This window comes from Hymenobacter psoromatis, from assembly GCA_001596155.1.
GTDB lineage: Bacteria > Bacteroidota > Bacteroidia > Cytophagales > Hymenobacteraceae > Hymenobacter.
This window is the reverse complement of sequence record CP014771.1, coordinates 5,131,994-5,150,409: the sequence shown is the minus strand read 5'-3', so window position 1 is coordinate 5,150,409 and position 18,416 is coordinate 5,131,994. Positions and strand designations below refer to the sequence as shown.

At 62.7% G+C, this 18,416-nt stretch carries 14 protein-coding genes and 1 pseudogene; 8 read left to right on the top strand and 7 right to left on the bottom strand.

What is annotated here, in order from left to right:
* Positions 1 to 141: 141 nt before the first annotated feature.
* The 3 genes from A0257_21885 to A0257_21875 all read right to left on the bottom strand — a co-directional run bounded on the left by A0257_21885 (position 142) and on the right by A0257_21875 (position 2,852).
* Positions 142 to 1,428 (bottom strand): hypothetical protein, encoded by a 1,287-nt coding sequence (locus tag A0257_21885; GenBank protein AMR29480.1) that lies wholly within the window; start codon positions 1,426 to 1,428, stop codon positions 142 to 144.
* 198 nt (positions 1,429 to 1,626) lie between these two features.
* Complete coding sequence (locus A0257_21880; GenBank protein ID AMR29479.1) at positions 1,627 to 2,076, bottom strand: hypothetical protein; 450 nt, start codon at positions 2,074 to 2,076, stop codon at positions 1,627 to 1,629.
* Positions 2,077 to 2,516: 440 nt separating this feature from the next.
* Entirely contained in the window at positions 2,517 to 2,852 is a 336-nt protein-coding gene (locus A0257_21875) for a hypothetical protein (GenBank protein ID AMR29478.1), read from the bottom strand.
* A gap of 427 nt (positions 2,853 to 3,279) precedes the next feature.
* Here A0257_21875 and A0257_21870 point away from each other — a divergent pair, with 427 nt between their 5' ends.
* Complete coding sequence (locus A0257_21870) at positions 3,280 to 4,890, top strand: PAS domain-containing sensor histidine kinase (GenBank protein AMR29477.1); 1,611 nt, start codon at positions 3,280 to 3,282, stop codon at positions 4,888 to 4,890.
* Positions 4,868 to 5,920 (top strand): transcriptional regulator, encoded by a 1,053-nt coding sequence (locus A0257_21865; GenBank protein AMR29476.1) that lies wholly within the window; start codon positions 4,868 to 4,870, stop codon positions 5,918 to 5,920. The genes A0257_21870 and A0257_21865 overlap by 23 nt, the downstream gene beginning before the upstream one ends.
* 212 nt (positions 5,921 to 6,132) lie before the next feature.
* Here A0257_21865 and A0257_21860 read toward each other — a convergent pair whose 3' ends face one another.
* Positions 6,133 to 7,572, bottom strand: coding sequence for a hypothetical protein (locus A0257_21860; protein AMR29475.1), 1,440 nt, complete (start codon positions 7,570 to 7,572; stop codon positions 6,133 to 6,135).
* A 257-nt stretch (positions 7,573 to 7,829) separates the two neighbouring features.
* Between A0257_21860 and A0257_21855 the strand changes: the two genes are divergently transcribed.
* The 3 genes from A0257_21855 (at position 7,830) to A0257_21845 (ending at position 10,670) form a co-directional block, all read left to right on the top strand.
* A complete protein-coding gene (locus A0257_21855; protein ID AMR29474.1) occupies positions 7,830 to 8,588 on the top strand; it encodes an ABC transporter permease in 759 nt (252 codons plus the stop codon).
* A gap of 183 nt (positions 8,589 to 8,771) precedes the next feature.
* Positions 8,772 to 9,548 (top strand): ABC transporter ATP-binding protein, encoded by a 777-nt coding sequence (locus A0257_21850; protein AMR29473.1) that lies wholly within the window; start codon positions 8,772 to 8,774, stop codon positions 9,546 to 9,548.
* A gap of 174 nt (positions 9,549 to 9,722) precedes the next feature.
* A complete protein-coding gene (locus tag A0257_21845) occupies positions 9,723 to 10,670 on the top strand; it encodes a hypothetical protein (protein ID AMR29472.1) in 948 nt (315 codons plus the stop codon).
* A 424-nt stretch (positions 10,671 to 11,094) separates the two neighbouring features.
* Here A0257_21845 and A0257_21840 read toward each other — a convergent pair whose 3' ends face one another.
* Positions 11,095 to 11,283, bottom strand: a complete 189-nt coding sequence (locus A0257_21840) for a general stress protein CsbD (GenBank protein AMR29904.1) — start codon at positions 11,281 to 11,283, stop codon at positions 11,095 to 11,097.
* Positions 11,284 to 11,704: 421 nt separating this feature from the next.
* Here A0257_21840 and A0257_21835 point away from each other — a divergent pair.
* The 3 genes and pseudogenes from A0257_21835 to A0257_21825 all read left to right on the top strand — a co-directional run bounded on the left by A0257_21835 (position 11,705) and on the right by A0257_21825 (position 16,189).
* Positions 11,705 to 14,271: pseudogene (locus A0257_21835) on the top strand (ATPase).
* A gap of 219 nt (positions 14,272 to 14,490) precedes the next feature.
* Complete coding sequence (locus tag A0257_21830) at positions 14,491 to 14,805, top strand: hypothetical protein (GenBank protein AMR29471.1); 315 nt, start codon at positions 14,491 to 14,493, stop codon at positions 14,803 to 14,805.
* A gap of 478 nt (positions 14,806 to 15,283) precedes the next feature.
* Positions 15,284 to 16,189, top strand: a complete 906-nt coding sequence (locus A0257_21825) for a hypothetical protein (protein ID AMR29470.1) — start codon at positions 15,284 to 15,286, stop codon at positions 16,187 to 16,189.
* A 279-nt stretch (positions 16,190 to 16,468) separates the two neighbouring features.
* Here the strand turns inward: A0257_21825 and A0257_21820 are convergent, their stop codons facing one another.
* Positions 16,469 to 16,870 carry a hypothetical protein gene (locus tag A0257_21820; protein AMR29469.1) on the bottom strand — a complete coding sequence of 134 codons (402 nt, stop codon included), beginning with the start codon at positions 16,868 to 16,870 and terminating at the stop codon, positions 16,469 to 16,471.
* 411 nt (positions 16,871 to 17,281) lie between these two features.
* Complete coding sequence (locus A0257_21815) at positions 17,282 to 18,268, bottom strand: amidohydrolase (protein ID AMR29468.1); 987 nt, start codon at positions 18,266 to 18,268, stop codon at positions 17,282 to 17,284.
* Positions 18,269 to 18,416: the final 148 nt, after the last annotated feature.

Below are 18,416 nucleotides of genomic sequence, written 5' to 3'. Positions count from 1 at the left end.
TCTCCTGCGGAGAGGGGGGACTAGCTTCTAGTTTTAGCTCTAATAAATTAACTTTTAGAATATTACAGCTAAAGCTAGTTCCCCCTCTCCGCAGGAGAGGGGGCTAGGGGGTGAGGTTGCCGCGGAGGGCCCCACCGGGCCCTACCCCACCACCTCCACCGCGCCCACCGGGGCGAGCACGTCCACGGTTTCGGCCCGCGGAATTTCGATAGTAAACGTGCTGCCCTGGCCCTCCTGGCTGGCCACGAAAATGTGGCCGTGGTGCCACTCCACGATGGTTTTGCAGAGGGCCAGGCCCAGCCCGGTGGTGGCTTCGCCGCGCAGGCCCGGCCGGCGGGCCTTGGTAAACCGCTCAAACAAGTAGGGCTGCATGGCCAGCGGAATGCCAACGCCATTGTCCACCACCCGAATGCGGACTACGCCGGGTCCCGGCTCAATGTGCACGGCCACGCGGCCGGCATCGGGGGTGAATTTGAAGGCGTTGCTGATGAGGTTGATGAGCACCTGCGTGAATTTATTGACGTCGATGTGGGCGTATATCGGCTCGGCGGGCAGCGTGTAAGTAAACTCGTGGCCGAGTAGCCGCTGGCCGGTTTGGAGCTGGTCGAGGGGCACGCGCAGCACGGCCCCCACGTCCACGCGGTCCACTTTCAGGTCGGTGTTGGCCGAGGTCAGGAACTCCAGGTTAATGAGGTCGCGAATCATTTTTACACTGTCGCGGCTGGTGGTTTCCAGCACGTTCAGCATCTCGGGCACCCGGCTATCGAGCGGCGCGGTCACTTCTTCCCGCAGAAACTCGGCAATCTGCTGCACCATGATGAACGCGCCGCTCAGGTCGTGCGACAGAATTTCGAGCGTGGCGTTTTTGCGGCTGTTGAACAGGTCGGCGTTTTCCTGGTAGCGCTTCAGCACGCTGATATCGCGCAGGGTGCCCCCGAGCAGCACCCGGCCCCGCGCATCTTGGTGGTAAGCGGGCGTGAGGCAAAACCACTGGGGCGGCTGGCCCTCGTGCAGCAGGCGCACTTCCACCTCGTTGGCGAGCTGGCCCTGCTGCCACCGCGCCCAGTAATGCGCCAGGTAGGCCCGGTCGTCGGGGTGCAGGCGCTGGAGCAGGTCGGGCAGCTCGGCATTCACCAAGCCGCGTTTGCCCCCCAAAACCTGCTCATACGCGGCGTTGATGAAGATAACGCGGCCCGCCGCCAGGTCATACACGAACTGAACGTGGGCGCTGGCTTCCGCCTGGTCCTGAAAGAAGTCGGCCAAGTTAGCCATAAGTGCTAATTCGCTAAAGGGCAGTGGGTGAGCGTGCGCGCGCAGGCAGCGCCGACACTGGCCCGGCCGGGGTAGGCCGGCCGCCAGAAGGGGGGTAGGGATACGCGCCAACTGCCGCCCGCCGGCCCAGCCGGCGCGGTGCGGGTAGCGCACCACAAGATTACGCCTTCCTTAAAACGGCTCCCATGACGAAAATCAGGCCCCAGGGTGACAAACCACAGCTGCTACTTTGTATTCCGAAGTAGGGTGCGGGGCTTGCCCCCGCCCGGACGTTCGCGCCAAGCCACCGATTCCGTTCAACGACGGGCGGGGGCCAGCCCCGCACCCTACACGACGGGCCTAACAACCAAATGGTTATGGGTAGTCAATGGACTCCGGCTCGTGGTGGGCCACGAAATCCAGCAGCTGCTGGAGCAGCTCGGGGCGCACGCGGGGCTGCGGGGCAAACAGCACCAGCGCGTGGGGCGTGCCGGCGGCCAGCAGCGCGTGCAGCTCGGCGGCGTTGGCCACCCGGAAGCCCATGTTCCAGTCGGCAAAGCTGCGCTCGGCGCAGGCCCCGGCCCCCACCAGGCGGCAGTGGTGGTGGCGCGGGTCGGGCACGATGTGGTCGTAGTAGAGCGCCCGCACCTCGGCTTCTTCGCCCTCCAGAATTTGAAAAAACCGGTCGTCGGGCGTGTGTAGCAGCAGGCCCGAGAGGTGGTGCCCGCGGTTGAAGGTGCGCGCCTGTAGCAGCAGGGCCGCTAGGGCCGGCGTGTCGAAGGGCTGGAGGGCCTGGCTATGGTAGAGGAGGTGGTACAGGCCCATGACGGCAACAAGTGAATGACAGCCTACCGTGGAGGGTACCCTCGCTGGCCAACGCAGCGCTTAAAGCCAGGGAAGTTACGCACCGAGACTGGTAATCAACCCGTCCCAGGCTTATCCGGTTGTGGTTTTTAGGCCAATAAGTACCCGTTGGTAATTAACTTAATGTTAAAGAACGTCATGCTGACGAAGGAAGCATCTCTACCGCGAAAGTAATTTCGACGTTAAGAGTTAGTTACGCGGTAGAGATGCTTCGACAAGCTCAGCATGACCGTCTTTTTTAACATAAACTATTTATTAACGGGTACTTATGCTCTTTTGAAATGAAGTAAAGATTAAAACGATAAATTAAAAATCTGAGTGCCAGATTTTTAATTTATCGTTTTAATCTTTACTTCGGCACCCAGCTGCGCTCAAGCGCCCGCCCCGCCCCGGCCGATGGCCTAGCCGGCGGGGGGTAGGGCGAGCCGGGCCAGCAGCTGGGGCACGATAAGCTCGCCCTCGGGCAGGCCCTGCTGCCGCCACAGCTCCACGCCCCGGCGCACCAGCACGAAGGCCGGCAAATCGGCCGGCCGGAAGCTGCGCACCACCACCGGGTGACTGGCCTCGTCCACCGACAGCACCCGAACAGCGCTGCCCAGCCGCTGCTGCAACCCCTGGAGGGCCGTCAGCGTGGCCGCCCGCACCGGCGGGGCCGTGCCGACCGGGGGCAGCAGCACCAGCAGCACCGCCGCATCGGCGGCCAGGGCAGCAGTTGGCAGGGGGGTAGGGATGGGCATGAGCAGGAGAGAAGTAGGTAGCGGTAAAATTAGTGCCTTTCCGCGCCCCCCAACATGAGTCTGCTTGCTTAAATGTCTGACAGGTATCATGTTACTTCCAGTCAAGGTTAACGGTATCTCCGCACAACCTACCGGGGATGACCAGCTTAGCCGGCGGGCAGGCCGCCCACGCCGGGCAGCAGAAAAACAGCGGGCTATGCGGGCGCTGCCGGCGAGTTGACAAACTCCGGGCCAAGTGGTATCGGGGCGAGCCGCTGCCCGGTACCGGCTGGCATGGGTCGCAAAGCTAGCGGCCCGGCCCGGCGGCGGACATGACGGCGGCCGGCTAATTAGCTGACGTTCGTCATGGTTAGCAACCGGCTTACTGCCGACCTTTGACGGGCAGCAGGTGCCGCCTGGTGCCCCCTTTTTCCTGCCGCGTCCGCCCATGCTTTCCGCTGCCTATACCGCCATCCTCTCTAATCTGCTCTACATGCAATCCCAGGAGTTTGTGGGTATCTATGATGTGGAGGTGGGTTGGTTTACGCAGGTAAACCCTGCGGCCGTGCGGCTGCTGGGCTACGCCTCGGAAGACGCTTTCCTCACTGACCCCGACCACTCGCTGCGCCTGCCGCCCTGGACGGCGGACGAGTGGGCGACGCTGGTCGAACTCACTCGGCGCGAAGACCACCACGAGATGGAGGCCGCCATCCGCCGCCACACCGGCGAGCCGCTTCAGGTCTATTTGCGCTTCACGTACTTTGAGGCCGCGGGCCGGCCCTCGCTGCTCGTGTGCTTCGCCGAGCAAAGCCCGCTGCAACGGGCCGAACGCGACCTGGCCCACAGCGTGCGCCGCTTCGAGGCCGTGTTTACCAACGCCACCATCGGCATCATCGTCTGCGATAAGGCCGGCATCATGGTGTCGGCCAACGAGCTGGCGGGGCAGCTGTTTGGCTACTCCCTACCCACGCTGCTGGGCCAGCCCCTCGAAGTGCTGGTGCCCGACGACGCGGACCACTACCCCGAGCAGCTGCGCCACTTCTTTAGTCAGCGCCCGCCGGCGCGCCGCCTGGGCGCGCACCGCGTGCTGCGGGGCCAGCGCCAGGACGGCTCCCGGTTTCCGGTGGAAGTGAGCCTGAGCTACTTCTACCTCGATGAGGAGCTGTACGTGGTGGCCTACCTGCTCGACATCAGCCTCAAGCAGGCCGCCGAGCAGGAATTAGTGACCCAGCACCAGCACATCGGCCGCCTCAACGCCGAGCTGGAGCAGAAGGTGGCCGACCGCACCCACGCCCTGCTCAACACCCTGGCCGAACTCGAAAAGCGCGGCCAGGAGCTAGCCCTGGCCCTGGCCGCCGAGCAGGAGCTGGGCGAGCTGAAATCGCGCTTCGTGAGCATGGCCTCGCACGAGTTCCGCACCCCGCTCACGGCCGTGCTGCTCTCGGCCACGCTCATCGGCAAGTACGCCGGCGGCGACCAGCAGGCCCAGCGCGTGCGCCACTTGGCGCGCATCGAAACCTCCGTTAACCACCTGAATGCCATCCTGGAAGAGTTTCTTTCGGTGGGCCGCATCGAGGAAGGCGCGCTGGCGACGCGGCCGACCACCTTTTACCTGACCACGCTGCTCACCGAAATCCTGGCCGACGTGCAAAGCCTGCGCAAGCCCGGCCAAACCATCGCGCAGCTGATAGAGTGCCCCGACCCCTTTCCCCTCGATGCCTCGCTGCTGCGCAAAATCCTGGTCAACCTGCTCTCCAACGCCCTCAAGTATTCGGGCGACAACGCCGTCGTCACGGTGCGGGCCAATTGCCACGCCAACCAATTGGTGCTGAGCGTGGAAGACCAGGGGGTAGGGATTTCCCCAGAAGACCAGAAGCACCTGTTCGAGCGCTTTTTCCGGGCCCGCAGCGTGAGCACCGTGCCTGGCACCGGGCTGGGCCTCTACATCATTGCCAAGTACCTGGAGCTGATGCGGGGCACTATTACGCTCAGTAGCGTCCTGGGCCAGGGCACCACCGTCACCGTCACCATTCCCTATGAAAACGATTCTGCTGATTGAGGACGATGCCTTCATCCGGGAAAGTACGGCCGAGCTGCTCGCGCTGGCTGGCTACCGCGTGCGCACCGCCGAAAACGGCAAGCTCGGCGTGGAAGACGCCCTGGCCGCCCGGCCCGACCTCGTTATTTGCGACATCATGATGCCGGTGCTCGATGGCTTCGGCGTGCTGCATATTTTCAACCAAAACCCGCAGCTGGCGGGCGTGCCGTTCATCTTCCTCACCGCCAAAACTGAGCGCGCCGACCAGCGCCGGGGCATGGAGCTGGGGGCCGACGACTACCTCACCAAGCCCTTTAGCGAGAACGAGCTGCTGAGCGCCGTGAGTGGCCGCCTCGACCGCTTTCAGCACCTCAAGCCCGACTACGACCTGCAAGCCGGCGGCCTGGGCGAGTTTCTGGACGATGCCCGCGCCGTGGGCAACCTGGCCGGCCTCTCGGCCGACCGCCGCGCGCACCCGGTGCGCCGCAAGCAGGATATTTACCTCGAAGGCGACGAGCCGTCGCGGGTCTATTTCGTGCAAGCCGGCCGCGTCAAAACCGTCAAAACCACCGAGGGGGGTAAGGAGCTGATTACCGGCTTCTATGGCCCCGGCGAGTTTTTTGGCTACCTGGCCCTGCTGGAAAATGCCCCGCACGCCGACTCGGCCGTGGCAGTCGATGACTCGGAGCTAATCTACATTCCGCCGGACGATTTTTCGCAGCTGCTGCTGCGCAATCCGGCCGTGAGCCAGCAGTTTATTCACCTGCTGGCGGGCCGCGTGAGCGAGCGTGAGCAGCTGCTGCTGTCTATGGCCTACGGCTCCATCCGCCGCCGCGTGGCCGACATGCTGCTGCGCCTCTCCGAGCCCACGGCGGGCGACCCGGATGCCCGCATCCAGCTCCTGCGCGACGATATGGCCGCCCTGGTCGGCACCGCCCCCGAGTCCCTCATCCGCACCCTGAGCGAGTTCAGCCAAAATGGCCTGATTGAGCTGACCCCCAAGAATATCCGGGTCCTGGAACCGGAAAAGCTCCGCCGCGCCCACTGGTGAGGGAGGAGGTTTAATTATAAATTATGAATTAGGATTTCAAATTCATAATTTATCATTCATAATTAAAAAACCACGGTGCTGGCGCGAGTTTAGCGCAGCGTAACTCGTGCCTTTTATTTGGGCGAGGCTGCGCCTCGCATCAGAACGACCCGCCCGCGAGCTTGCTGCGAACTCGCGCCAGACCTGGCCAGACCTAAGTATCAAGCCACGGGTTAAACGCTGATGCGGAGGTGATTATTCACCTCCGTCGCCCCGCAGGCATAGGCTTCGCTTGCGGCCTGCTGGCGGGCCAGCCACGAGTTTACGGTGCCGCTGAGCGTGATGCGGCCGGCCCGCACGCCCAGGGTAATCGGCTGGTCGTGGAGCAGGGCCGACCAGTGGAAGTGCTGGTGCAGGCGCTGAATCAGCTGATTATCGAAGTCTTCCCGGCTGAGCGGGGCCTGAGTAGAGGGCACTGCCGCGCCGGTGACGGGGGCTACCTGGGCACCGGGAGCCGCTGCCAGGCACACGTTATTAAGCACCTCGACTACCCCGCTGATGCCGGCGGCCACGTCGGCGGCCCGCTCCCGGTCGAAGTGGTCGGGCACGGTGCCCGCCAGCCGCACGCGGCCATTGGTCACCCGCGCTTCAAAGCAGTGGTGGCTCACGCAGGGGTCGTGCAGCAGGGCCGCCTGCACCTGCGCCTGAATGTGCGCGTCGGGTTCGGGGCGAGCGCTGCGCACCTTCAGCAGGTTATGTACTTCGCAGGTGCCCGGCACGTCGCGGGCATCCTGCTCGGCGGCCTGCCGGGCTCGCAGGTTGCTGAGCGTGCCCAGCAGCGTGACTACCCCGGCGCGCACCTGCACCGCCGGGAGCAGCGGGTCGAGGCGCGGGTCGTGGCGCAGCGCATCCCGGACGGCCTGGGCCACGTCGGCATCGGCCCTGGAAGCAAATTTCCGGCGGTTCAGGGCCGGGTCGTGCGCCCGGTGGGCCACGTGCAGCTCTTTGGCCTGCACGCGGCGGGCCCCGGCCGCGTAGGCCGTGGCCACCACCTCGTCGTGCGCGGCGGCCGAGCCCACCGTGCCCGTGAGGTACACCACACCCTCTACGGTAAGCGCTTCTAAACAAGTAGTTTGCACCCGAATATCCCAGGCCAGAAACGCCTGGATTTGCGCCGTGATTTCCGCATCCGAATTGGTGAGCGGACCGCCGCGCACCACCAGGTGATTGTGGAGCTGGCGCAGGCCGGGCACCCCAAATAGCACCCAAAGCACCAGCTGCGCTTCGGCCCACGACTGCACGATGCCCTCCACCGTCACGGTGCCGGCGCAGGCCCGGCAGTCTAGTATATAGTTACTTACGGCCGGGTCCTGGGCCAGAGCCTGCCGCACGCGGCCCAGCAGCTCGCCGTCGGGCACGTCGGGGGTGCGCACGCACACCTCATTTAGCACCCCGCGCACGCCGCGAATGGCCTTCACCAGCTCGGCGGCGCGCTGCCGCGCCAACAGGTTATCAGTGAAGCCGGTCAGCTCCACGATGCCCTCGTGGCAGGCCGTGGCAATGCGGGCCGCGCCTACCCCCTTCGGCTGAGCGAAGAGCCGCGCCACGGCGGTGAGAATATTGGCATCGGCCAGGCCGGTTTCGGCGGGGGGCAGTTCAAGGGGCATGTGCATGGCAGAGGAGTGGAAAAGGGCGCTGGCGAGCCAGCCGCCAGGCTGGGGGTAGGGACAAAGCTCCATCCTGGCCGGGGCCGGCGCGCTGACAACCGTCAGGCCGGCACCTGATTTTCGTCATGCCCTACCCCCAGTGCGAGCCCCACCTTTGCTGAGTAAAAACTTGGCTACTTAACGGGTTATGCGAGTCGGCGGCGTTGGCCCCCGCGCCGCCTGCCCCGCCAACGCCACCCGCTCACCAGTCCCCTACCCCCCCCATGCCCGCCAGTGCCTTCTTCACCGAGCTGCGGGCCATGACGGGCTTTGCCGGGCGGTTTTTCCGCGAGGGATTCCGGCCGCGCTACGAGTGGCAGGAGCTGCTGAACCAGTGCTATGCCATTGGCTATCAGTCGCTGCCGCTGGTGGGCATCACCAGCTTCATCATGGGGCTGGTGCTCACGCTGCGGCTGCGGCCCACGATGGTGCAGTTCGGGGCCACCTCGTGGATTCCGGTCATGGTGGGGCTCACCATCATTCAGGAGCTGGGTCCCATCATCACGGGGCTGATGGTGGCCGGCAAGGTGGGCTCCAGCATCGGGGCCGAGCTGGGCTCGATGCGCGTGAGCGAGCAGATTGACGCGATGGAAGTGTCGGGCACCAACCCGTTTAAGTATTTGGTAGTCACCCGAATGCTGGCCGCCACGCTCATGGTGCCCATCCTCACGCTGCTGGCCGATGCCATTGGCCTGTTTGCCTGCTACCTGGGCATTAACCTGCAGGGCGTGACTTCGGTGGCGCTCTTTACCAACAACATCCTGGACCGCCTCACCTTCGGCGAGGTGCTGCCGGCGGTGGTCAAAACCTTCTTCTTCGGCTTCGCCATCGGCCTGATTGGCTGCTACAAAGGCTACTATGCCACCAAGGGCACCCAGGGCGTGGGCGTGGCCGCCAACTCGGCCGTGGTACTGTCCTCGCTCCTGATTTTTTTGCTCGACCTGGTGGCGGTTGGTGTCAGCAGCGCGTTCGGCCTTATTTGAAATCAAAAATGATAATAGGACTTGCGCCAATCACCAGTAGCGCTCTGCGCACCTCCGCGTTTTCCTCTGCGCGCCTCTGCGGGAACCTGACGTTGAAGGCAATTTGCGTAAGTCCCGAATAAATTAAAAATGAATTTGCTGACCTTGCTGAATTTCTAATTAACTGAAAAAGAATCCATTGCCTTGGAAAACGCCCTACCCCCCGCCGCGCTCCCTACCCCCCTCCCGGCGGCCGAGGTAGTGCTGACGGTGGACAACATCCGCAAATCGTTCGGCGATAACCACGTGCTGCAAGGCTTTTCGCTGACGCTGCACCGGGGCGAAAATGTGGTGGTGCTGGGTAAGTCGGGCTCGGGCAAGTCGGTGCTCATCAAGTGCATTATTGGCCTGCTTACGCCCGACGCGGGCACCATCACGGTGCTGGGCCAGCCCGTGGCTACCCTCGGCCACGCGGCCCTCGACCAGCTGCGGGCCAAGGTGGGCTTCCTCTTCCAAAGCAACGCGCTCTACGACTCGATGACGGTGCGCGAAAACCTGCTGTTTCCGCTGCGCCGGCACTGGCTGGCTAGTCATCAGGGCCAGGAAGATGAGCTGGTGCGCCAGGCCCTCGACGACGTGGACCTGCCCCAGACCATCGACCAGCTGCCCGCCGAGCTGTCGGGCGGCCAGCGCAAGCGCATCGCGCTGGCCCGCACGCTCATCGTGCCGCCCGAAATCATTCTCTACGACGAGCCCACCACCGGCCTCGACCCCGTGACAGCCCGCGAAATTGACCAGCTCATCCGCCACGTGCAGCAGAAATACCACGCCTCGTCCCTCATTATCTCGCACGATATGAACTGCGTGCGCCTCACCTCCGACCGCGTTATCCTGCTTTCGGAAGGCCGCAACTACGCCGAAGGCACCTACGCCGAGCTGCTAGCCAGCCCCGACCCCACCGTCCACGCCTTTTTCGACTGAGTAGGGTGCGGGGCTGGCCCCCGCCCGCCATTGCTACCCCCCTGAACAACGACGGGTGGGGACCAGCCCCCTACCCTACCGCACGGCACTCAAACGAATTCATACTTCATAATTTCTACTTTATAATTCAACCAGATGCCTACTGCCAGTCATCCTATCCGTCTTGCCCTGTTTGTGCTGGCGGGCCTGGCGTGCCTGGCGGCCACGCTCGTGCTGCTGGGGCAACGGCAGAATCTGTTCAGCTCCACGCTGGCGGTACGGGCCGATTTTCGCAACGTTTCGGGCCTGCTCACCGGCAACAACGTGCGCCTGGCCGGCATTACGGTGGGCACGGTGAAAGAGATTAATGTTCTGAACGACACCACGGTGCGCGTGGTCATGCACCTCAAGCGCGACGTGCGGCGCTACCTGCACCAGAATGCCGTGGCCTCGGTGGGCACCGATGGCCTGGTGGGCAACACCATCGTGAACCTGACCGCCACGGCCGCGCCGGCCCCGCTCATCGCCGAAGGCGACGTGTTGCGCACAACCGCCGCGCCGGCCATCGACGAGATGCTGAAAACGCTGAGCATATCGAACAAAAACCTGGTCGGCATTACCGAAGATTTGCACCAGATTACGGGCAAGCTCAACGGCAGCCGGGCGCTCTGGGAGCTGCTCAGTGACCAAAAAATAGCCGCCAACGTGCGCCAGAGCCTGCGCCACGTGGCCCGCGCCACCGCTACCCTCCAGGCTTCGGCCAACGACATCGGCCACCTCACGCGCGGCATCCGCCAGGGCCGGGGGCCGGCCGGCTACTTGCTGACCGACAAGGAGTTCGCGGGTCAGATGCGCCACGCTACCCACCAGCTGGCCCGCGGCTCCGATGCCCTGGCCAGCACCGTGGAGAGCTTGCAGCGGCAGGTGCAAACCGGCCACGGCCCGCTGCCCACGCTGCTCACCGACACGGCCCTGAGCGGGCAGCTGCGCCAAACCCTGGGCAACGTGGAGCAGGGCGCGGCCGGCTTCAACCAGAATATGGAAGCCCTGAAACACAATTTCCTGCTGCGCGGCTACTTCCGCCGGCAGGCCAAAAAGAAGGCCAAGGCCGCCGAGGCTTTGGAGTTAAGAGGTAAGAGGTAAGAGTTTAGGACTTACGCAAAGAGCTGTTTTTTTAGCCCCAGCGGGGCGTTAACCATTTTGCGTAAGTCCTGCTTAAGTAGTCAGTCAAAAGTAAACGGATATAAAAATAATGTCATTCCGAGCTTGCCGAGGAATCTCGCGTGCGTCGTTGAACAAAGTCCGAACGGCCCGAGCGAGATTCCTCGGCAAGCTCGGAATGACGTTCTTTTTATATCCGTTTACTTTTGCAAGAGTACTTAATTATAGCCTTTAGCTACCCCGCCATTTTTCAACTACTTTTTTACCAGGAGTAGGAGGTGCGCAGAAGGTCTTTATCAATAGTTTACCGCCACGCCACGCGCCCCCCGCCGGGCGGCAGCCGGGCCAGCCTGGTCCGGCACTGCCGCCCGGCGGGGGGCGCGTGGTGCGTCAGCTAATGCGCGCTTTACAAGGCGTTCAGCAGCTTGACGATTTGGCGTTTGCGCTTGCCTAGTTTGGCTTGCAGGCGGCCCACCAGTTCGTGGCCCTTGCCTTCCTCGTAGGTCAGGTCCTCGTCGGTGAGATGGGGGTAGGCTTGTTGCAGCTTGCCTTTGAGCTGGTTCCAGTCGCCGCGCGGGCGCAGGCGGTGGTCCACGCGCAGGTTGCGGAATTTGCGGCGGCGCTCGATGCTTTTTTCGGAGTAGAGCAGAACGCCGGCGAGGGCACCTAAGCCGGCCCCGGCGAGGGCGGTGAGGAGGACTTTACCAGTCTTGTTTTTGGGCTTTTCGGACATCATGGGAAGTAAGCTAAAAAGTGGGGGAGGCCGCCGCCGGCCAGCGGCAGCGCGGGCCGGCAGCGGTTTAGCAAAGGTTCCGCCGCCACCCGCCGCGCGGCCCTAACTATCGTCAGGCCAATGGATGATTTTCGTCATGGGCCGGCCAGGGTGCTTGCCGGAACCTTGCGGGCGAGCAATTAAAAATGAAGGATTAAAATTTTGCTAGTCAGGTTTTTAATTCTTCATTTTTAGTTTTTAATTCCCTTTTCTCCCGCCCCTTCCTGGCAATCCGCAACCACTTTTGATGGAGTATTACTTAATCTCCGTGGCCAAAGTAGCCGCCGCGCTGCGCACCGCCCCTACGGGCCTCAATGCGGCTACGGCTGCCCAGCGGCTGGCCGAATACGGCCCTAATCAGCTGATTGACAACAAACAGAAATCCTGGTGGCGGCTACTGCTGCATCAGTTTACGGACGTGATGATACTAGTGCTGCTGGCCGCGGCCGGCATCTCGGCTGTGGTAGGCGAGGCGCAGTCGGCTTACGTCATCCTGGCCATTATTGTGCTGAATGCGGCCCTGGGTTTCGGGCAGGAATACCGGACTGATAAGGCAATGGCTGCCCTGCAACAGCTGGCCCCGCCGCAGGCCCAGGTGCTCCGCGACGGCCAGCCCCAGGCCGTGCCCGCCGCCGCCCTGGTGCCCGGCGACGTGGTGCTGCTCGAAGCCGGCAACGTGATTCCGGCCGACGTGCGCTTGCTGGAAACCCACGCCCTGAAAGTCGATGAGTCGTCGCTAACCGGCGAATCGGCCAACGTGGCGAAAAACCCGGCCGCGCTGCCCGCCGGCCCCTACCCCCTCGGCGACCGCCTGAACCTGGGCTACAAGGGCACCAGCGTGACCAGCGGCCGGGCCACGGCCTACGTGGTGGCCACCGGCATGGGCACCGAACTGGGTAAAATCGCCGCCCTGCTGCAAACCCCCGAAATCCCGACGCCGCTGCAACAGCGGCTGGGCACGTTTGGCAAGTGGCGGGCAGCGGGCGCGATAGGGATTTGCGCGGTGTTTTTTTTGGCGGGCTGGTGGCGGGGCGAGCCGCTGGGCAACCTGCTGCTGGTGTCCATCTCGCTGGCCGTGGCGGCCATTCCGGAGGCGCTGCCGGCGGTGGTCACCATCGCCCTGGCGCTGGGGGCCAAGCGGCTGGCCCAGGACCACGCCCTCATCCGCAAGCTGCCCGCCGTGGAAACGCTGGGCTCGGTCACCTACATCTGCACCGACAAAACGGGCACGCTGACCCTTAATCAGATGACGACGCGGGAAGTGTACGCCAACCCGGCGTTTGCCCTGCCCGTTTTGGCGCAAAGCGACGCGCTGCTGACCGCGATGGCCCTCAACACCGATGCCAGCGAAGGCCCCAACGGCCAGTGGCTGGGCGACTCGACCGAAGTGGCGCTGGCCCGCTATGCCGCCGACTACGCCTACCCCCGCCCCGCGCTCGAAGCCCGGTTTCCGCGCCTTGCCGAGCTGCCCTTCGACGCCGAGCGCAAGTGCATGACCACCCTGCACCAGACCCCGCATGGCGTGCTGGTGCTCACCAAAGGGGCGCCGGGCGTGCTGTTCGCGCAGCTCGCCGCCGACCAAAAAGCCCAGCTGCCCGACCTCGAAAAGCGCGCCAACGCCCAGGCTGCCCAAGGCTACCGCGTGCTGGCCTACGCTGCCAAGCTGCTGCCCGAAATGCCACAGCAGCTTGACGCGGCTACCCTCGAAACCAGTCTGGCCTGCATCGGCTTCGCCAGCCTCATGGACCCCGCCCGCGAGGAGGCGCGCCAGGCCGTGGCCGACTGCCAGGCAGCCGGCATCATTCCGGTCATGATTACCGGCGACCACAAGCTGACCGCGCAGGCCATTGCCCGCCAGCTCGGCATCCTGGCCGGGGCTGCGAGTTGGTGCTCACCGGCCCCGAGCTAACGGCGCTTACCGAGCCCGCCTTCGCTGCCATCGTGGCGCGGGTGCGGGTGTATGCTCGGGTGGACCCGGCCCAGAAGCTACGCATTATCAGCGCGTTGCAGGCCAAAGGTCAGTTCGTGGCCATGACCGACGACGGGGTGAACGACGCGCCCGCCCTCAAGCACGCCGACATCGGCATTGCGATGGGCATCGGCGGCACGGAGGTGGCGAAGGAGGCCGCGCATATGATTTTGCTTGATGACAACTTCGCCACCATCGTGCGGGCGGTGCAGCACGGGCGACGGATTTACGACAACATTCTCAAGTTTATCCGCTATATTTTATCGAGCAACGTGGGCGAAATCTGGGCCATTTTTCTGGCTCCGTTTTTCGGGCTACCCATGCCGCTGCTAGCCATTCAAATTCTGTGGATTAACCTGCTCACCGACGGCCTGCCCGGCCTGGCCCTGGCCTACGAGCCCGCCGAGGCCAACACGATGCAGCACCCGCCCCGCGCCCCCGACCAACCCATCCTGACCGCGGGCCTGGGCTGGTTTATCGGCTGGGTGGGGCTGCTGATTGGGGGCCTCACGCTGGGTACCCAGGCCTGGGCCATCCACGACGGCGACGCGCACTGACAAACGATGACGTTCACGGTGCTCTGCTTTACGCAGCTAGGCAGCGTGCTGGCCATCCACTCCTCGCGCGAGTCGCTGTTCACGCTCGGCCTGTTTTCCAACAAGCCTATGCTGGGCGCGCTGTCGCTGTCGGTGGCGCTGCAGCTGCTGATTATCTACCTGCCTTTCTTTAATAAAATTTTCACTACCAGTCCTTTATCCTGGGGTGAGCTAGGGCTGACGGTCGCCGTTTCGAGCGTTGCGTTCTGGGCCATAGAGCTGCAAAAGCTGCTCATCCGGCGGCGTGCCGCGCCGGCCGGGTTATCGCCGCTGGCCGCTGATGCCGGGCATAGCGGGCCGCCTGAAAAGGCCAGCAAGCACCGCCGTGAAGCCAATGCCTACCCTGCTAAAGATTCTGTTTTTCACTGATTTACGTCAGGCTTCCGGCGGGGCCGCGCCACTAGCTTTGAGTTGGTCAGCAGTAAGGAAATATTCTCCTCCCTATCCTGCTCATCCTGCTTTGCTATGGAACCGATGACCACCCTTGCGGCGCTACTGGCCCAGCTCAAAAAAGAGGGCTACACCGAGGATTTCAACCTGCAAGACAGCTACCTGGCTGGCCGGCGCTCGGCCATCTGGTTGTCGCCGCACGAGTTTGCGGTGGATAAGCACTATCTCTTTGAAGGTGATTCCAACCCCGACGGGGAGGCCGTGGTGTACGCCATCTCGTCGCCCACCTTCAACCTAAAAGGCACCCTGGTCAACGGCTACGGCATCCACAGCGCCACCGCTTCAAACGAGCTAATGCAGGCCCTGAAGGGAAAAACAGCTGCTTACTGATTCTTCAAGCACCTCATTCGGGCTACGGCCGCGAGTTGGCCGGGCTGGGTATCGAGGACGTTACTAAAAAGCTCATCCGCGTGAGCGCTATTACCGACCTGTTTTAGCGCTTTTGCGGGGGGTAGGGGTTTGCTGTAAATCACGGAGAACGTCCTGCTTCATTGCGTTCAGCATGACATTCAACCGAAGCTTTACCAATTCCTAAACAGTTGCGCTTTCCGTATGCGCCACCGCCTCTTATCTGCATCTCCTACCCTCGTGCTCGACTACGATGCCGCGGACGACCTGCTGCACGCCTATTGGGAGCCGAGCAAACGCTGGCCTCGACCCAGGCCGGCTATGAGCAAATATTAGCCGTGCTGCCGGCCCAGCACTGCCACCGCCTGCGCGACGACCGCCGCGCCGCGCGCCTGATGTGGGACGAGCTGGCCACCTGGATGCTGCTAGCTTCGTAGGTCCGCCCTTTTCCGTACCCGCTATGCTGCTCAATACCAGGCTCCCGGCCGCCTACCTCTTCCGGGGCATCCGCCCCGACCTGGTGCGGGTGCTGCTGATTTCCAGCTTCTTCCACCTGCTCAAGCGCGTGATTGGGGCCTGCCTGCCGCCCGTGCCGCTGCAACTGCCCACCATCCTGGGTAGCCTGATTTCGCTGCTGCTGGCCTTCAAAACCAACCAATCCTACGAGCGCTGGTGGGAGGCCCGCAAGGTGTGGGGCACCATCGTCAACGACTCGCGTACGCTGGTGCTGCAAGCCGGCGGCTTCGTGCCCGATGCCGTGCTGGCCGCCGCGCCGTGGCCGCTGCGGGCGCTGGCCCACCGCCAGATAGCCTGGTGCTACTGCCTCGGCGAAACCCTGCGCGGCCTGGACACCACCGCCACCCTCACGAAGTTCCTACCCCCCGACGAGCTGGAGTACGCGTATAAGCAGGATAATAAACCCCTGGCGCTTCTGGCCCTGCACACGGCGCAGCTCAAAACCCTCTACCAGGCGGGCGCGCTCAACGCCTTCCAGCAGGTGCAGTTGGATGCCACGCTGGTGCGCCTCTGCGACGCGCTGGGTCAGGCCGAGCGCCTCAAAAACACGGTGTTTCCGGCCAGCTACCGGCGGCTGGTGCATTTTTTCATCTACCTGTTTCTGTTCACGTTGTCGCTGGGCTTGGTGCAGGCCATTGGGCTGTGGGAAATTCCGGTGCTGCTGACCACCGGCTCCACCTTCTTCCTGCTGGAGCGCACCGCCCGCTACCTGCAAGACCCCTTCAGCAACCAGCCCACCGATACGCCGGTCACGGCCCTGGCCCGCACCGTGGAAATCAACCTGCGCCAGCTGCTGCACGAAAGCGCCGTGCCCGCGCCGCTCGCGCCCGAAGGCTTCTATTTGCTGTGAGGTAGCGGGCGTTTGTTGGCTTGCCCACACCCTGTTTCCCCTACCCCCCGCCGATAGCCAGAGCCCCGACTAACCTTTTTGTTGTGTTTTTTATGATTAAGATTCTGGCTTTAAGAAGTTTAAACTCATGTTATACTAATAAAGTGTAGTGCTACAGTAGTAGGGGGGGTAGCTTTTGAGGCTGTAATTTTATGTGTTGCAAAGGACCGTTTGCAACATGTAAAAGGGCTTTACCTATACTCAAACCTACCCTTCGACTGGGGTATATATGCCTTATTCTCACAAAACTCTTCCCAGGTGCCAACTCGCGTCCAACGTAAGCCCAGGCTTATCCTGGAAGTGGGAATACTCCACCGCAGTGGAATTCATATGTAGGTAGAGGAACCACGTCCTAATCACGGTCCCATCCCGGCGTAGAGTCAGCGAGTGAATGCCCGGCCGGAGTCGTGCTGTGTGGTTTGAATACCAGTTGGTCGTCACGGTGAACGCCGCCTCGTCGTCAATGTACACCGTCGCAGGCGTTGAACCGAAATAGCTGACATAAAATGTGGGTTCCGAGGGAATCGTCCATGCCAGAAACAGTAGCAGACCCAGTAGCAGTAGCCGTTTTTTGATGGGGTTCATGGCACGTAAGGGTAGGGCAACATCAGCAGCAGAAAACAGGATGAGCTTTGTAACCATCCTAATCAAAACCTAGTACCACGCCAAAGTACCACGCCGGGTGCAGCAGCCGAAGAGGCCAAAAACCGCACGGATTCCAAGGTCGGGTTTATAACTTGCATTACGTTAAGTGACTTTTCTTAGAACCAAGAAGGGCACTGACTTTCCCCTAATGAATGAAAAATATTATTTTTCAATCGTTCTACTCCTATTCCTACTCATCATACCTGTACCGCACTACCGTTGTTTTCCGTTCCTAGAGCAGTTCCCAAGTCGGTGTACGGGGCGGGCTGCCGGCTTTTCGCCGGCTGTCCGCTTGTCGTTCGTGCCGCTCGTTCTTTTAAAGAGCGGACAGCCGGCGAAAAGCCGGCAGTCCGCACCAACCAAGCTGTACGCCGACTTGGGAACCGCTCTAGTATAGTGCGACCCCTTTTACTGCACAGCGAGCTGAGTAAGCCGTTCCCAGTTGCCGTGTGCGAATAAGGTCTGCTGGTCGGCGGAGAGCGCCGCTTGCGCTAAAAACTGGCGGCCTGGTTGTCCTGGCTTGTATTGGTAGGGGTAATCGGTGGAGAAGAGCAGGCGCTCCGGCCCCACCAGCGTTAGCGCCTGTTGCAGGTAGGCTTGGCTCCACATGCCACTCGGGGTCACGTACAGATTCTGCCGGAAATAGTCGCCAATGGGCCGTTGCAAATTAGCCACCCGCCCCAGCGCCGTGAGCCGGTCCAAGTAGAAGAGCACTACCTCGCCCCAGTGGCCCAGAATGATTTGCAAGTCCGGATAGGCATCAAACACGCCGGCTAGCATCAGGCGCACGAATTGAATGCCCGCCTCGTAGTGCCAGCCTAGTCCAACCGTCGCAAACCCGAGGTCTACGAAGTCGCTAAAGCCAGAGTAGAGTGCCTCCCGCACAGCCTTTTGCGGGATTTGGGGGTGGATGAACAAGGGTACGCCCAGCGTGGCCGCCTCCTTAAACAGGGGCCAAAAATCGGGGTGGTCCAGGTTTTTGTCGCGGGTGCGGCCGCTGAGCATCGCGCCCTTGAAACCCAGCTGCGTCACGCTGCGGGCGAGTTCTGTCGCCACGTGGGCCGGGGAGGCGGTGGGCAAGGTAGCCAAGCCCTGCAAGCGGGTGGGATGCTGGGCGATGGCCGCGGCCAGCAGGTCGTTGGTTTGCCGGGCCAGCGTCACACTGGGCACCGGGTCCAGGTTGTGCAAGCCCGGCGTCGTGACCGAGAGCACCTGCACGTCCACGCCGCTCTCGTCCATCAGCGCCAGGCGCCGCTGGCCAAGGTCGTCCAGTAGGGCTGCCACTTCTCCTTGGTCAAAGATGGCGGTTCCCTCCTGGCCGATGGCCGAAGCGGCCCAGGCGGCCCGAATGGCGGGGGTGAGAAAATGCTCTTCAATGGCAATTAGTTTGGTCATCCTCTTTTTCTCTCAGTACAGGAAGGGGTAAGAACTACTCCTTGCGGGAGTAGTCCGGGCGGCTAGCGCGCCGTACCCTACTGACGATTTCAACCTGCTTATATTTTTAGCTCGCCTCCGTATTTCAACTCCTATAGAATGTCATTGG

What these genes read in the sequence shown, in the direction of transcription:
- A0257_21880 (AMR29479.1), bottom strand. Translation starts at nt 2,076, where the DNA reads ATGGGCCTGTACCACCTCCTCTACCATAGCCAGGCCCTCCAGCCCTTC.
- A0257_21875 (AMR29478.1), bottom strand. Translation starts at nt 2,852, where the DNA reads ATGCCCATCCCTACCCCCCTGCCAACTGCTGCCCTGGCCGCCGATGCG.
- A0257_21870 (AMR29477.1), top strand. Translation starts at nt 3,280, where the DNA reads ATGCTTTCCGCTGCCTATACCGCCATCCTCTCTAATCTGCTCTACATG.
- A0257_21865 (AMR29476.1), top strand. Translation starts at nt 4,868, where the DNA reads ATGAAAACGATTCTGCTGATTGAGGACGATGCCTTCATCCGGGAAAGT.
- A0257_21860 (AMR29475.1), bottom strand. Translation starts at nt 7,572, where the DNA reads ATGCACATGCCCCTTGAACTGCCCCCCGCCGAAACCGGCCTGGCCGAT.
- A0257_21855 (AMR29474.1), top strand. Translation starts at nt 7,830, where the DNA reads ATGCCCGCCAGTGCCTTCTTCACCGAGCTGCGGGCCATGACGGGCTTT.
- A0257_21830 (AMR29471.1), top strand. Translation starts at nt 14,491, where the DNA reads ATGGAACCGATGACCACCCTTGCGGCGCTACTGGCCCAGCTCAAAAAA.
- A0257_21825 (AMR29470.1), top strand. Translation starts at nt 15,284, where the DNA reads ATGCTGCTCAATACCAGGCTCCCGGCCGCCTACCTCTTCCGGGGCATC.
- A0257_21820 (AMR29469.1), bottom strand. Translation starts at nt 16,870, where the DNA reads ATGGTTACAAAGCTCATCCTGTTTTCTGCTGCTGATGTTGCCCTACCC.
- A0257_21815 (AMR29468.1), bottom strand. Translation starts at nt 18,268, where the DNA reads ATGACCAAACTAATTGCCATTGAAGAGCATTTTCTCACCCCCGCCATT.